Origin of the sequence: Bacillus sp. LNXM65 (genome assembly GCF_002998575.1) — a bacterium.
In the GTDB taxonomy this organism is placed as follows: domain Bacteria; phylum Bacillota; class Bacilli; order Bacillales; family Bacillaceae; genus Bacillus.
Genome location: NZ_PVRB01000004.1, coordinates 120,059 through 133,395 on the forward strand (window position 1 = coordinate 120,059; position 13,337 = coordinate 133,395).

Sequence of the window (13,337 nt, forward strand, 5' to 3'; positions counted from 1 at the left end):
TTACCCCCCAAGTAAGTCGTCATCTATCAAAAGTGGTTTCTTTGTGATAAACCCTTCTGCATAAGCTTTATTGACTTCCCTTCCATACATAGACTCTCTCATTTTGACAAAATCAATATAACCGTTCACAAGAGGTGTCTCAACTGAATTCGCCGATTTAACAAATTGACTTTTATACGCCTGCAAGCTATCAATTTTTTGGTGCATTTCCTCAGAAATATCAATCACAAAATCTGGACGATGATGGCCGTTAATCATGTAATAATACATCTGACTTATTTTATGCGCTGGCTGCTTGTATGAATCTTCAAATTTATGTATACCTGCCGAAAAAGCAGCCTCTTCTACAAGTGAGCCCGCATGACCATGATCTGGATGCCGATCTTGGTGATGCGGAGCAAAAATCAGTTTTGGCTTGTATGTTCGAATCACGCCTGCAATGTCCTTCATCGCTTCGTCATTTAGATAAAGTCCTCTGTCTGGCAGTGTGAGCTGGATTCGCGTTGGCACACCTAAAATGGCGGCAGCAGCTTTTGCTTCCTCTTTACGGCTCTCTACCGTTCCATTCGAAGATAATTCGGCCTGGGTCAAGTCGCAAATCCCGACACGCGCCCCTTTTTTTACGTATTTTGCAATCGTTCCGCCCATACCGATCTCAACATCATCGCTGTGGGCACCGAATGCAAGGATATCAAGTCGTTTCATTTGTTCCTCCGTTTTTTGCTACATCTCGAAAATCAAACGTGCCTTTATTTAAATTCCTGACTAAAATTTCAGCGGTCCCCATATTGGTGGCTAGTGGAATGGTATACACATCACAAAGCCGAATGAGTGCAGATACATCCGGTTCATGCGGCTGCGCGGTAAGCGGGTCTCTAAAAAAGAGCACAAGATCCATTGCATTATCAGCAATTAAAGCACCAATCTGCTGATCTCCTCCAAGTGGTCCTGACTGGAAACGATGAATGGGAAGCCCCGTCGCTTCTTTCACTCTCAAACCTGTTGTCCCTGTTGCGTAAAGTGTATGATCTGCCAATATATCACGGTACGCAATGGCAAATTGGATCATGTCACTTTTTTTCTTATCGTGAGCGATTAAAGCAATGTTCATCAGGAATCCACTCCTTATTAGTCGATGATATTTTCTAAACCATAGACGAGCTGATCAATGTGCATGACCTGTTCAACTGAAAGCTTCACACCTGACATAAATGATGCACGGTTATAAGAATCATGGCGAATTGTGAGCGTCTGTCCGTCCATTCCAAACAGTACTTCTTGATGTGCAATCATACCCGGAAGTCTTACGCTGTGCAGACGGATACCGTCATAATCTGCGCCTCGTGCACCTTCGATTAATTCTTTCTCTTCTGGATGTCCCTGCTTTTTGCTTTCTCTGACTTCTGCAATCATTTCAGCTGTTTTAAGCCCTGTACCGCTCGGAGCATCTAGTTTTTTATCATGGTGAAGCTCAATGATTTCAACGTCAGGAAAGTAATTCGCTGCCATTTTGGCAAACTTCATCATTAAGACCGCACCGACAGCAAAGTTTGGCGCAATAATACAGCCTATGCCCTTTTCTTCTGTTAATTGCTGTAGCTCTTTCAGGTCAGCTTCAGAAAATCCAGTGGTTCCTACGACTGGACGGACGCCATGTTCAAGGGCCTTTTTTGTATGTACTTTCCCGATTTCTGGTGTCGTCAAATCAATTAATACATCAGGTGCTGTCTCTGAAAGACACACATCAATATCTGTGTAAATTGGCGCCTCAGATGTCGTATGAATCACATCAGATAATTTTTTTCCTTCGTGCGCGTGATCAAGGGCTGCCACAAGCTCAAAATGGCTCGTTTCTTCTGCCAGCTTCACAGCCTCTATCCCCATTCTTCCTCTTGCTCCAGCGATTACTACTTTGATGGTTTGGTTCGTCATCGTCTCTACTTCCCTTCTTTTTTTGTCCAGCGGTCTTTGTCTCTTGTATTGAATTTATGCATCACACGATCGTGTGCTTCCTCTAGTGATATATCTAGTGAATTAGCGAGGCATGTTAACACAAACAAAACATCGCCAATTTCTTCTTCCATGCTTTTTTCTGTTTCCGTTGTTTTTTTCGGCTTTTCTCCATAGTAATGGTTAACCTCTCTTGCTAGCTCGCCTAATTCTTCTGTCAGACGGGCCATCATGGCAAGCGGGCTGAAATAGCCTTCTTTAAATTGTCCTATGTAATCATCTACTTCTTGCTGCACGTGACGCAGCGTTTTTTCATTCGTCATGAAGCTCATCCTCCTATCCATCTCTTACATGTTAGCGAAATCATAAATATTTGACAAATGTTTAAGACTCAGTTTGCTTGTTTCTCTCCCATACCATATAATATTATCGCTGTCTAAGCAAAAAAAGGAGTGGTCTCTTGCTAAAAGAAATTCGTCTTAAAAATATCGTATTTATTTTAATAGGATCTGCGATTTTTTCTTTCGGTCTTGTTCATTTTAATATGCAGAACAATTTGGCGGAAGGCGGATTTACAGGTATTACACTGCTTTTATATTTTCTATTCCACATTGATCCATCCATTTCAAACCTTGTCTTAAACATTCCGATCTTTTTTATCGGCTGGAAAATGCTCGGCAGAACCATGTTTACTTATACAATTGTAGGAACCGTCAGTCTTTCTGTCTTTCTTGCCATCTTCCAGCGCTTTCAAATACATATGCCTCTCCAGCACGATTTGGCGCTAGCCGCGCTCTTTGCTGGTGTGTTTATCGGAACAGGCCTCGGGATCATCTTTAAGTTCGGCGGTACAACCGGCGGCGTGGACATCATCGCAAGACTCATCAACAAGCATTATCAGGTGGCCATGGGACGAACAATGTTCATCTTCGACGCATGTGTCATTACGATTTCTCTTACTTATTTAAATTACAAAGAAGCCATGTATACACTCGTCGCAGTGTTTGTTGCCGCAAAGGTCATTGACTTCATGCAAGAAGGCGCTTACGCAGCCAAAGGCGCCATGATTATCTCTGAAAAAGATGACATCATTCAAAAGAAAATCACAGAGGAAATGGAGCGCGGTGTGACCATTTTAAAAGGGGTTGGTTCCTATACAAAACAGGAGCGCAACGTCCTTTATTGCGTCGTCCCGAAAAACGAGCTTGTCCATCTCAAAAGCGTCGTGACCTCAGTCGATCCTCATGCATTTGTATCTGTCAGTGACGTGCATGATGTGCTTGGTGAAGGCTTCACATTAGATGAACACAAAAAGCCGCTTAATCCGCATTAAAAAAAGAAGCCCAAAAATGGTGCTTCTTTTTTTATGATTTCGGATAATCAGCCTGACGCTTTTGCTTCTTCTCTTTTTCAGCACGGTATTTCCGAAACCCAACATACGTTAACGTTAATAAAATGATACTCCCTGTTGTTAAAATGACCCATAAAAGCGATGGATCAGCTTCATCTTGATCGACGTGAGCAAACACACTCGATAAATCCTCTTCGAGCTTCGTGAGACGCTCAAGCTTTGTTCCACTTGATGCTTTTAAAAATTCACCTTGCTCAATCACTTCCATATGCTGCTTAATCGTTTGCAGCTTTTCAGGCGAAATATCAATGGTTAAACTAGGGTATATCATATCGTATAAAGAAACCAGCTCATTCCAAGTTTCATAAAACGTCGTCGACTCCGGATCCTTCACTTCTTTTTTCAAAGTAGGAAAAGACCCCATAATGGGCTTCTCCAGCGAACCCCAAAGAGGCTCAGAGTCTGACTGGATCGCATCAAGCAGCATTCTAAACTGAGAGGCATAACGAAGCTTTTCGCGCTCATTCAATTCTTCCTGCGGCAGCCCTTTTATAATATCTTGATAGCCAAGTGTAATTTGCCGAATCTGCGTATTTGTCAGAGTACCACGCCAATTCTCAGCTTTAAATGTCTTTTCAACATACAATGCGACCTGTAACGCCTCATCATATTTAGCTTGTCTCGTTAATTGAAAGATTGAATCTGATAGTTCCGTTAATTCTTGCAGCACGTTAGCGGCTGTTTCCTCGCCTTTGGCAACAGATGGCTGTAATACGAGAAAAAATAATAGAATCATCGCGATTGGCTTTCGTTTCATGCAAGTCCCTCCTAGCCCTTCTCCATACAGCGTATGAAGAAAAGGACAAGGTTAGACCAATATTGTTAAGGGAGTTCAAGCTTGACCGATTTTTTCGATAGGACGAGATAATACGAAACAAGAAGAACGGCAATACTTAACCAAAACGTGACATAGCCGATCTCGTTTGAATAGGCAGACAGCATAGAATAACGCGGCATCATACCAAATACATAATCAATCACATCGTTATGTAAAATCCATATGCCGGCTATCACCAAATGACGCATTTTAAAACGATAATACGGTGCAAACAATACAGCTTGAACCGCCATCGCAAAGTGAGACCCAATCAGCATGTATCCTTCCCACGGAAAGTCATCAACAGATAAAAGCACAAAGATATTCATTCCTACAGCCCATAACCCGTACTTAATCAAGGTCACAAGGGCAAGTGCTTCAAAATAAGGAGCGTTTCGTTTCATCAAAAACGCAAGTAGTACAAATAAAAAGAAAAAGCTTGCCGTTGGGCTGTCTGGAACAAAAGCTAAAAAGATAGCCGGCGTCTCTACAAGCTGAGGAATATACCAATAGTAGCCGTACACAGTGCCAAGGAAATTGATCATCAGGACTAGCACAAGCATGTAGCGCGTGGCTAGCAGATATTGAATCCATCTCATACGTCTCTTCACTCACGATCTGTTAAAATCAGAAAAAAGCTGACAGCGCCAGCTTTTTCTCTTTTGAGTATATCCTTGTACTTGCTTTTAAACAACTGAATTATTTAGATTTGACTTCAGATAAATATTTAGAAAGCTTTTCAAGTTCTTCATCGCTACCTTTAAAGATACCCTTAGGCATGTTGCCTTTTCCTTCAACAGCGATTTTAGCTATCTCCTCAGGTGCAAGACCGTTGTCAACAAGTGACGGTCCGGCTGCTCCGCCCTGCATGTTATCCCCGTGACAGGAGATACATGTCTGCTCCTGATAAATTTTATACTCTTCCGCTGAGGTATCAATCTCTGCTTCTTTCTTAATTTCACCTTGCTTCGCCGCTGCTTCCCAATCATGAGTAGCAACAGACTCCCACGTTAAATATGTTGCTGCGCCGACTGCAAGGATCATCATCCCCACTGCAACCGGTCTTCTATACGGTCTGCGTTCAGGACCAGAATCAAGAAATGGTGCGAGCAAAAGTGCACCAAACGCAATTCCAGGCATAATCATCGCGCCAACTACTGTATAGCCTCCTGCAGCAAATTCATATTTTAATAACTGGTACAAGAATAGGAAATACCAGTCTGGCAGCGGAATATAGCCGGTATCTGTTGGATCAGCCATCCGCTCAAGCGGAGGTGCATGAACAACAGTTAGGACAAGAAATCCAATTAAAAAAACGGCACCTACAAGCCATTCCTTTAAAAGAAAGTTCGGCCAAAAGGCTTCTGTTTTTCCCGGATATTCGGAATAGTCTTTAGGTATGTTAGGTTTTCTTTCTGCCGGAATTCTGGAGTCTCCGACAAACTTCATCCCTTTTCCCCTATGCAAAGTCATCCCCTCCTCATTGAACATTCATCAAACGCAACTTTTTTTATAGCGGTCCAGAAATTCCTTGCTTACGAATCATAATAAAGTGGGCAGCCATCAGCCCAAATAATGCCGCTGGCAAGAAAAAGACATGGATAGCGAAAAATCTCGTCAGCGTTTGTGCCCCTACAATGTCAGGATGACCTGCAAGCAGCGTTTTGATCTCTTTTCCAATGAATGGTGTGGCTTCTGCAATTTGAAGACCAACCTTCGTCGCAAATAGCGCCTTCATATCCCATGGCAAGAGATATCCTGTAAAACCAAGTCCAAGCATCACAAAGAAAATGAGCACACCAACAATCCAGTTCAGCTCTCTAGGCTTTTTATACGCCCCTTGGAAAAAGACCCTTAGCGTATGTAAAAACATCATGACAATGACTAGACTCGCACCCCAGTGGTGCATCCCTCTGACAATCTGACCAAATGCCACTTCATTTTGCAAATAATAGACAGATTCCCAGGCATTTTTAATATCCGGCACATAATACATCGTTAAAAACATGCCCGAAAGGACTTGAATGACTGTCACAAAAAACGTTAAACCGCCAAAACAGTACACAAAAGCGGAGAAATGATGTGCTGGATTGACATGCTCTGGCACCTCATGATCCGCAATATCTCTCCATATTGGTGTAATGTCTAGCCGCTCATCTACCCAATCATAAATCTTGTTAAGCATCGTTACCCTTCCCCTTTCGGCACAGCTTTTCCAAGATAGAGGTATCCGTCCTTCACTTGCTGCTTATAATGGTCAAGCGGTGCAAGCGGTGGAGTTCCGGGTACGTTTGTACCATCCTTGTCGTACAGCCCATAGTGGCATGGGCAGAAAAATTTGTTTGGATTTTTCGGATCACTGTTCCAGTTCACTGTACATCCTAAATGTTTACAGATTGGCGATAAAGCGACAATTTCATCCCCTTCTTTGTACACCCATGCTGACCTAGATTCCTTTGACTCATACCATGCATCTACTTGATCAATTTTAAAGTCAAAGCGCTTCGGTTCCTTCGTCAGTTCATCTACACTGACAACTTGAACCATATCCTGATCCTCTGTTCCTTTTAGCACAGGGTCAAGCGCAAAGCGAACCATAGGCATGAGCATTCCAGCGGCCATAAATCCCCCCACGCCGGTCAACGTGTAATTCAAAAATTGACGCCTGGACACTCCATGTCTCTTCTCGCTCATTTTTTTCTCCCCCCCTCAGGTCGTCAGCTACTTTATAACTGAATTAGAAAAAATTTCATAAAACTAGGACACCCTCATAATATATCAATCTATTCACAAGGTCAACAGCCTAAAAAGCTATGTACAATGCAAATGTAAGGGTTTTTATGAAGGGTTCCACTTTTGTAACAAAAAGTTCAAAATTTGTTCTACACTGTCTTGAACGATTTTTTGCTTTAATTCTACCTTTAAATGCTCGAGCGGAACCGGCTTTAACAAAAATAGCGCTTCACTAACCGCCGCATGCTCTTTCCATTGATGATCAGATGAGATCAACACGACATGCTGAAAATGATCTTCTAGCGACTGCTTCATCGTAAAGATGTCTTCTAGTTTTCGATCATTGATCTCTACATATGTATGTGGTGGAAAAAGAAAGACCCGCCCTTTCAGCTGCCTTTCAAGTTCCTCTGCTACAAGAATGGTAAACTCACCTAAAGATACAGTTTGTTTGATTTGATTCGCATCTATTCCAACTATTGGAATGATAGCGGTATCAATGTAATCTTTAGATTGCAAAAAGCGATCCGCATCCTCCGCTTGAAACTTCATCAATTTCCCCTCTTTCATGACATAAGCCCTGCCTGTATAGGGCAAGGCTTATTCGTTCAGTTTATGACAATAGGCTTAATTCTTTTGCTAACTTATTAAATGTTTCTTGATCATGACGGTCAAGTGCCTCATCTATCTCTTTCATAAGCCGTTCTTTTTGGAACGTTGCGATCGAGTGTTCAAGCACTTTCTCCGCAAGATCCTTATCTTTTTCGTTCTCATAAAGATCCTTTGGAATATGAGGATTTGTTTCAAGCACAGCTGCATATTCCGGCGAACGATAAGCAGAACGGAAATTCAATTGAATAAACAAATCTTGCTGTTTATTCAAACGAATATCATGAAATGACTTTTCAGCATCTGTCGTCATGATGTTTTCTTTATAAAATCTAAAGGGAACTTCATCCACACAGTGTGTTGACATAATGATTCCCCTTGGGCAAAATTCTGCTTGCTCTACAAAATGAACCTTTTCCATCAAAGAGTCGTGACTCATTAAATAATTTAATATCCAAACACACTCTCTTCGTTTTAGCTGATAATGGTTTAAAAACCACCGGATGAATTCCTTCTTTTCATTGACAGAAACAGGGGTCTGCATGTTATTCCCTCCTCTATCGTAAATTAAATTGCTATACATGAATTATTCAACAAACCAGTTCTTCATTCCTGCAAACTATAAGGAAATTTCGTCTTCAATTCTTAAAATCGTTTCTTCGATTTCTTCATTCGTGCCATCTTTCTGAAGAACTTTGCGTAATAGCGGCAATGCTTCTTTTTGTCTGCCTTCTTCTAAAAGGAACGAAGCGTATTCATATAAAAAGTCACGCTCCTCATCAAAATCAGGCAGAGCCAGCTTGAAGTAATCGGCTGCTTCTTTGTATTCCTCTCGTCCAACAGAAGCAGATGCAGCATACCAATTCCATTTTGGATCATCTTCCCCAAAGCTTTTAACCTCTTTAATGACATCCAGGATTTCATCAAAAAGCTCTTCATTTAAATAGATCGCGAGCAATGTTTGAACCGCTTCAATATATCCCGGATCAAGAGCAAGTGCTTCTTGAAGCAGCTTTTTCGCATCTTCTGAATCCCCATTTTTCAAGTCAATCTTTGCACCATATAAATATAATTCTTTGTTATACTCATCAATTTTAATACCCTCTTTTACTACCTCTAAAGCCTCCTGATATAGTCCTTCTTCCTCATAACTTTTCGCTAAAGGCATATAAAGAGACGAATAAGACGGATCAATATCTTTTAGTTCTGAAAGCTGCTGAATGGCTGTTTTCGTTCTGCCGGCCCTCATCGCTGTAAATCCGTAGCCAAAAAGTGTATTCGGGTCTGTTTGATCTTTTACTGCCTTTTCGTACCATTCAAGCGCATCTTCAAATTCTCCAGCGGTGCTGAGTGATTCAGCGAGTCTCTGGTAAACATTGACGCCGCCAACCTCATGTTGTTGATCTGCGACTTTGTAGAAATAGTCGGCGGCTTTCTTTGAAAGACCTTGTGAAAAATACAATTCACCTAACGCAAAATCAATGATGGCTTCATTTGGAAGCAGTTCTTTCGCTTTTAAGAGTTTTTGTTCACTGACTTCAAATAGTCCTTGCATTTGATACAAATCTGCCATTAACAATAAACTCTCTGGATACGCATCATCATCTTCAGGAATCGTCTCTAATACCGAAATCGCCTTTTCTTCTTCATCAGAGTCAATCAGTAGCTCTGCATAAAAACATGTTAACCCTGTTTCCTCTGGATATAAATCATGTAAATCACTGATGAGATTCCGCGCTTTATCGATATCTCCCCAATCATAATATAACTGAGCTGCCTGCGCCTTTTCTTCATCATGCAAATGCTTTTCTGCCTGAGCAAGTGTTTGGAGTCCTTTTTCAGTCTCACCCGCCTCAACTAATTTTATGGCTTCTTGTAATGAACTATTCAAATCAAACCGTTCCTTTCTGTTTCCAAAAACCTAAACTATTGTTACTTCATATCATAATCGACAGGTACTCATCCAGCAAATATGTTGCTCTTTTAAAATGAACCCATTTTTTTGTTTTAAAGACTGTTTTTCATTTCATCCTTTACGAAACGGAAGTTTTGTAAACTGCAAGCACCTGAAATTCATTTTTTTATCGGATAAAATGATTTTTTTCCAGGTTTCATCTTGAGACAAGCTATGCTATATTTCTTACAAATATGCATAAGGAAAGAAAAAGCCTGAGGACATCCTCAGACTGTTTTGGTTAAGTATTCAATGTGTTCAAAGAAATTCGGGTATGATACACGAACAGCATCTGTATCTTCAATCTCAACAGCTTGCTTTGTGATGCAAGCAGCAACCCCCAGCATCATACCGATTCGGTGATCTCCGTAGCTTGACACGATAGCGCCGCCTTTAAGTGTGGTTTTACCATGAATCTTCATACCATCATCAGTTGCTTCAATTTCAGCACCGAGTTTTTTAAGTTCTGACACGACGGTATCAATTCGATTGGTCTCTTTTACTTTTAACTCAGCAGCATCTTTAATAATCGTTGTTCCTTCTGCTTGTGTCGCTAGAAGCGCTATAATCGGGATTTCGTCGATGAGTCTTGAAATCATGTCACCAGAAATTTCAATTCCTTTTAATGAAGAGGTTGAAATCGTTAAATCACCATACGGTTCTCCGTCTTTTGCATCTACTTCTTTGATCTCAAGATTCGCACCCATTTGTTTCAGTACATCGATAATACCCGTTCTTGTTTTGTTTAGCCCGACATTTTTTAACACAATCCGGCTGTTAGGAACAATAGATCCAGCAACAAGGAAAAATGCAGCTGAAGAGATGTCTCCAGGAACAAATATATCTGTTGCTTTTAATGTTTGACCGCCTTCAATGGAAACACTTTGTTCATCTTCGTCTAGTTTTACACCAAACATAGAGAGCATTCTTTCTGTATGATCTCTTGATTTATGCGGTTCAGTTAATGTTGTTGTTCCCTCTGCTTGAAGCCCCGCTAAAAGGACAGCGGACTTAATTTGGGCACTTGCCACCGGAGACTCATATGAGATACCTTTTAAATGACCGCCACGAATAGACAGTGGCGTATACTCGCCGTTTGCTCTGCCATCTATTTTCGCTCCCAGTTGTTTAAGTGGACCTGTTACTCGTTGCATTGGTCTTTTAGCAATACTCTCATCACCGATCAGTGTACTGTGAAACTCACAACCAGCTAATATTCCCATCATTAATCGAATGGTTGTACCAGAATTCCCAACATCGAGGACGTCAGACGGCTCCTTGAGCTCTTTCAGTCCCTTACCGTGGATCACAACATCTGTCCCTTTTTGTTCAATTTCAACGCCCATCTTTCTAAAGCAATCAATCGTACTTAAACAATCGGCTCCAGGAAGAAAGTTTTTCACCACTGTAGTCCCATCAGCAATTGCACCAAACATCACTGATCTATGAGAAATGGATTTATCACCTGGAATATGAATGACTCCATTCATAGGAGCATTTTTATGAATTTTCATGTTTGTCACCTCAGTCAGCATAAAATGTATCGTAATTCGCTCTATTTTTTATACAGATCTCTGCACGCTTACGGTCGTCATCTGTTTGAAAACTAATGCGCAAAATCCCATTAATGTCTTCTCGCGTTTCAATAATACGGATATTCGTAATACTGATGTTTTCATTTGCTAAATGCCCTGTAATCTCCGAAATGACCCCAGGGTGATCTGGAACATCCACATAAAGGTCATAAAAAGCAGGAATGGCACCTTTTTTCCTTAGAGGAAGTCCATCGCGATATTCCTTTGCCTCTTGAAAATAAGAGAACAAGCCTTCAGCGTCTTCTTGCTGTACAAAGGTCTCAATGCGGTCGATCTCTTTTTTCCATTCATGGAACCGGTCTAAAATCTTGTTTTTGTTGTGCAGAAGGATATCTCGCCACATTGCAGGATTGCTTGAAGCAATACGTGTAATGTCACGAAAGCCTCCAGCAGCAAACCGTTTGACAAGTGGGAATTGTTCTTCAAAATGATGTGCTTGATGCACAAGGCTGGCTGCAACAATATGAGGGAAATGACTAATCACACTTGTTACACCATCATGTTCTTCTGGAGTCATCTCAATGAAATGAGCATTTGTCCCCTTTAACAAGTCCTTCAAACGATCAACAGCCTGGCGATTTGTTTCCTTTGCCGGCGTTAAAATGTAGAATGCATTTTCAAATAAAAAGTCTTTCGCTGCAATGACTCCTGACTTATGAGAGCCTGCCATCGGATGTCCACCAATAAATTGGTAGTGCTTAGGAAGCGTTTTTTCAGCAAAATGGACGACCTTTTGCTTTGTGCTGCCAACATCGGTAATTGTGAGCTCTCTCTCAATTCCAGAGTTTGCAATATCACGAAGCATCTTGACTGTTTGCTGAACTGGTGTTGCCAATATAATAGTCGCAGATTCATCCAAACCTGCCGCAAATGAATCAGCTGCTAAATCAATGATACCCAGCTTTGTTGCCGCAACCATTTGTTCTTTGGACACATCGTATCCTACAATTTTTTTATGGGGATACTCTTTTTTAATCGACAGTGCGATGGAACCTCCAATTAAACCAAGTCCAGCGATTAATATTGTTTCGTTTGCATCATTCATGTTCATCACCTGTTTTTTCACGAAAATTAAAAAAGCCATTTCAACAGCTTATATGTATATGAGGTTGGTACAATGAAAGCCATATCCTGCCTTAGGATATGACTTTATGGTTATGCTACGCACGAATGCCTTGCATTAAATCGGCAAGTGTACTTAGAATTTCTGCATTTTGCTCCATTGTTCCGACCGTAATACGTAAAGAAGTCGGAAAACCAAGTGCTTTACCAGAACGAACAATGTAGCCTTTTTTCAATAATGCATTGAATAATTCATCTGCATCTCTCTTAAAATCAATCAGCACGAAGTTTGTTTGAGACGGATAAATAAAAAGTCCAAAACGGTCAGCAAATTCTTGATATTGCTTGAGACCTGCTTCATTTTTCTGTCTGCAAGATTGAATGAAATCCTGATCTTTTATCGCTGCACGTGCAGCTGCCTGAGCGATACGACTCGTATTAAACGGCTCTCTCGCTGGTTCAATCGCAGTAATCAACTCTTCTGACGCAATGCCATAGCCTACTCGAAGTGCAGCCAGTCCATACGCTTTTGAAAACGTTCGGAGTACGATGACATTTTGATAGGAATGTAATAAAGATAAGCTGTTCGGAAAGTCTTCCGCACGAACGTATTCGACATATGCTTCATCTAGTACAACAAGCACATGAGCTGGTACTTGGTCTAAAAACGCCACAAGCTCAGATTCTGACAAATGATTTCCCGTCGGGTTATTCGGGTTGCATACCCAGACGACCTTCGTGTTCTCATCAATCGCATCCAGCATGCCCTTCAGATCGTGAGCTCCTCCGTCTAAAAGCGGCACCTCTCGAATCTCTGCCTGCTCAATGACGGCATTGTGACGGTATTGCGGAAAAGATGGAGCTGGGATGACGGTATTTGTATGTTGGTCAAGGAATGCCCTAGCAATAATTTGCACAAGTTCATCTGAGCCATTCCCGAATATTAATTGTTTTTCATTTACTTGAAGAAACTCAGCAAGCTCCGTTCTTAAACTTGCGCTGTATCCATCTGGATAGATCGCTAAATGTTCGAGCTCAGCTTGTATCGCCTCTCTTGCATGTAAGGAACATCCAAAAGGGTTTTCATTTGAAGCCAATTTCACAATCTTGTCTAATTGATATTCTTTTTTGACCTCTTCAATTGGTTTCCCAGGCTGATACGGTTTTAGTTGTTTTAATTGATCTTTGATTTGCAAAAGTTTCACC

The 13,337-nt window shown here is 41.2% G+C and carries 16 protein-coding genes; 1 reads left to right on the forward strand and 15 read right to left on the reverse strand.

Annotated elements, in window-relative coordinates; genetic code table 11:
* The 4 genes from bshB1 to C6Y03_RS09060 are packed head-to-tail and all read right to left on the reverse strand — an operon-like array spanning nt 1 to nt 2,273.
* A complete protein-coding gene (bshB1, locus tag C6Y03_RS09045) occupies nt 1-705 on the reverse strand; it encodes a bacillithiol biosynthesis deacetylase BshB1 (protein ID WP_106039207.1) in 705 nt (234 codons plus the stop codon).
* On the reverse strand, nt 692-1,111 hold the full coding sequence (gene mgsA, locus C6Y03_RS09050) for a methylglyoxal synthase (protein ID WP_012010363.1): 420 nt from the start codon (nt 1,109-1,111) through the stop codon (nt 692-694). Before mgsA ends, bshB1 begins: the two co-directional genes overlap by 14 nt.
* A 17-nt stretch (nt 1,112-1,128) precedes the next feature.
* Nucleotides 1,129-1,932: a 4-hydroxy-tetrahydrodipicolinate reductase gene (dapB, locus tag C6Y03_RS09055; protein ID WP_058014826.1), complete on the reverse strand. Its 804-nt coding sequence runs from the start codon at nt 1,930-1,932 to the stop codon at nt 1,129-1,131.
* Between the two features lie 5 nt (nt 1,933-1,937).
* A complete protein-coding gene (locus tag C6Y03_RS09060; protein WP_003215805.1) occupies nt 1,938-2,273 on the reverse strand; it encodes a nucleotide pyrophosphohydrolase in 336 nt (111 codons plus the stop codon).
* Between the two features lie 137 nt (nt 2,274-2,410).
* Here C6Y03_RS09060 and C6Y03_RS09065 point away from each other — a divergent pair, with 137 nt between their 5' ends.
* The gene (locus C6Y03_RS09065) at nt 2,411-3,283 is read left to right on the forward strand and encodes a YitT family protein (protein WP_003215598.1); all 873 of its coding nucleotides are present in this window, start codon (nt 2,411-2,413) and stop codon (nt 3,281-3,283) included.
* A gap of 31 nt (nt 3,284-3,314) precedes the next feature.
* Here the strand turns inward: C6Y03_RS09065 and ypjB are convergent, their stop codons facing one another.
* The 11 genes from ypjB to hisC form a co-directional block, all read right to left on the reverse strand.
* Nucleotides 3,315-4,118 carry a sporulation protein YpjB gene (gene ypjB, locus C6Y03_RS09070; RefSeq protein WP_066030732.1) on the reverse strand — a complete coding sequence of 268 codons (804 nt, stop codon included), beginning with the start codon at nt 4,116-4,118 and terminating at the stop codon, nt 3,315-3,317.
* 65 nt (nt 4,119-4,183) lie between these two features.
* Nucleotides 4,184-4,777, reverse strand: a complete 594-nt coding sequence (gene lhaT / locus C6Y03_RS09075; RefSeq protein ID WP_106031059.1) for a lipoprotein heptaprenylglyceryl N-acetyltransferase LhaT — start codon at nt 4,775-4,777, stop codon at nt 4,184-4,186.
* A 100-nt stretch (nt 4,778-4,877) separates the two neighbouring features.
* Nucleotides 4,878-5,645: a menaquinol-cytochrome c reductase cytochrome b/c subunit gene (locus C6Y03_RS09080; protein ID WP_003215888.1), complete on the reverse strand. Its 768-nt coding sequence runs from the start codon at nt 5,643-5,645 to the stop codon at nt 4,878-4,880.
* Nucleotides 5,646-5,688: 43 nt separating this feature from the next.
* A complete protein-coding gene (qcrB, locus tag C6Y03_RS09085; protein WP_003215804.1) occupies nt 5,689-6,363 on the reverse strand; it encodes a menaquinol-cytochrome c reductase cytochrome b subunit in 675 nt (224 codons plus the stop codon).
* A gap of 2 nt (nt 6,364-6,365) precedes the next feature.
* Entirely contained in the window at nt 6,366-6,872 is a 507-nt protein-coding gene (locus C6Y03_RS09090) for a ubiquinol-cytochrome c reductase iron-sulfur subunit (RefSeq protein WP_007500911.1), read from the reverse strand.
* 144 nt (nt 6,873-7,016) lie between these two features.
* On the reverse strand, nt 7,017-7,463 hold the full coding sequence (locus C6Y03_RS09095; RefSeq protein ID WP_034661055.1) for a YpiF family protein: 447 nt from the start codon (nt 7,461-7,463) through the stop codon (nt 7,017-7,019).
* A gap of 61 nt (nt 7,464-7,524) precedes the next feature.
* Nucleotides 7,525-8,064, reverse strand: a complete 540-nt coding sequence (locus C6Y03_RS09100; protein ID WP_008344562.1) for a ReoY family proteolytic degradation factor — start codon at nt 8,062-8,064, stop codon at nt 7,525-7,527.
* Nucleotides 8,065-8,139: 75 nt separating this feature from the next.
* Nucleotides 8,140-9,411: a tetratricopeptide repeat protein gene (locus tag C6Y03_RS09105; RefSeq protein ID WP_106031058.1), complete on the reverse strand. Its 1,272-nt coding sequence runs from the start codon at nt 9,409-9,411 to the stop codon at nt 8,140-8,142.
* A gap of 290 nt (nt 9,412-9,701) precedes the next feature.
* Nucleotides 9,702-10,988 (reverse strand): 3-phosphoshikimate 1-carboxyvinyltransferase, encoded by a 1,287-nt coding sequence (gene aroA, locus C6Y03_RS09110; RefSeq protein ID WP_060596737.1) that lies wholly within the window; start codon nt 10,986-10,988, stop codon nt 9,702-9,704.
* A gap of 10 nt (nt 10,989-10,998) precedes the next feature.
* On the reverse strand, nt 10,999-12,114 hold the full coding sequence (locus tag C6Y03_RS09115; protein WP_034661976.1) for a prephenate dehydrogenase: 1,116 nt from the start codon (nt 12,112-12,114) through the stop codon (nt 10,999-11,001).
* A gap of 115 nt (nt 12,115-12,229) precedes the next feature.
* On the reverse strand, nt 12,230-13,327 hold the full coding sequence (hisC, locus tag C6Y03_RS09120) for a histidinol-phosphate transaminase (RefSeq protein WP_034661979.1): 1,098 nt from the start codon (nt 13,325-13,327) through the stop codon (nt 12,230-12,232).
* Between the last annotated feature and the right edge of the window lie 10 nt (nt 13,328-13,337).

Excerpts from the sequence above, each read along its gene's own strand:
- bshB1 (WP_106039207.1), bottom strand. The coding sequence starts at position 705 with ATGAAACGACTTGATATCCTTGCATTCGGTGCCCACAGCGATGATGTT.
- mgsA (WP_012010363.1), bottom strand. The coding sequence starts at position 1,111 with ATGAACATTGCTTTAATCGCTCACGATAAGAAAAAAAGTGACATGATC.
- dapB (WP_058014826.1), bottom strand. The coding sequence starts at position 1,932 with ATGACGAACCAAACCATCAAAGTAGTAATCGCTGGAGCAAGAGGAAGA.
- C6Y03_RS09060 (WP_003215805.1), bottom strand. The coding sequence starts at position 2,273 with ATGACGAATGAAAAAACGCTGCGTCACGTGCAGCAAGAAGTAGATGAT.
- ypjB (WP_066030732.1), bottom strand. The coding sequence starts at position 4,118 with ATGAAACGAAAGCCAATCGCGATGATTCTATTATTTTTTCTCGTATTA.
- lhaT (WP_106031059.1), bottom strand. The coding sequence starts at position 4,777 with ATGAGATGGATTCAATATCTGCTAGCCACGCGCTACATGCTTGTGCTA.
- qcrB (WP_003215804.1), bottom strand. The coding sequence starts at position 6,363 with ATGCTTAACAAGATTTATGATTGGGTAGATGAGCGGCTAGACATTACA.
- C6Y03_RS09090 (WP_007500911.1), bottom strand. The coding sequence starts at position 6,872 with ATGAGCGAGAAGAGACATGGAGTGTCCAGGCGTCAATTTTTGAATTAC.
- C6Y03_RS09095 (WP_034661055.1), bottom strand. The coding sequence starts at position 7,463 with ATGAAGTTTCAAGCGGAGGATGCGGATCGCTTTTTGCAATCTAAAGAT.
- C6Y03_RS09100 (WP_008344562.1), bottom strand. The coding sequence starts at position 8,064 with ATGCAGACCCCTGTTTCTGTCAATGAAAAGAAGGAATTCATCCGGTGG.
- aroA (WP_060596737.1), bottom strand. The coding sequence starts at position 10,988 with ATGAAAATTCATAAAAATGCTCCTATGAATGGAGTCATTCATATTCCA.
- C6Y03_RS09115 (WP_034661976.1), bottom strand. The coding sequence starts at position 12,114 with ATGAATGATGCAAACGAAACAATATTAATCGCTGGACTTGGTTTAATT.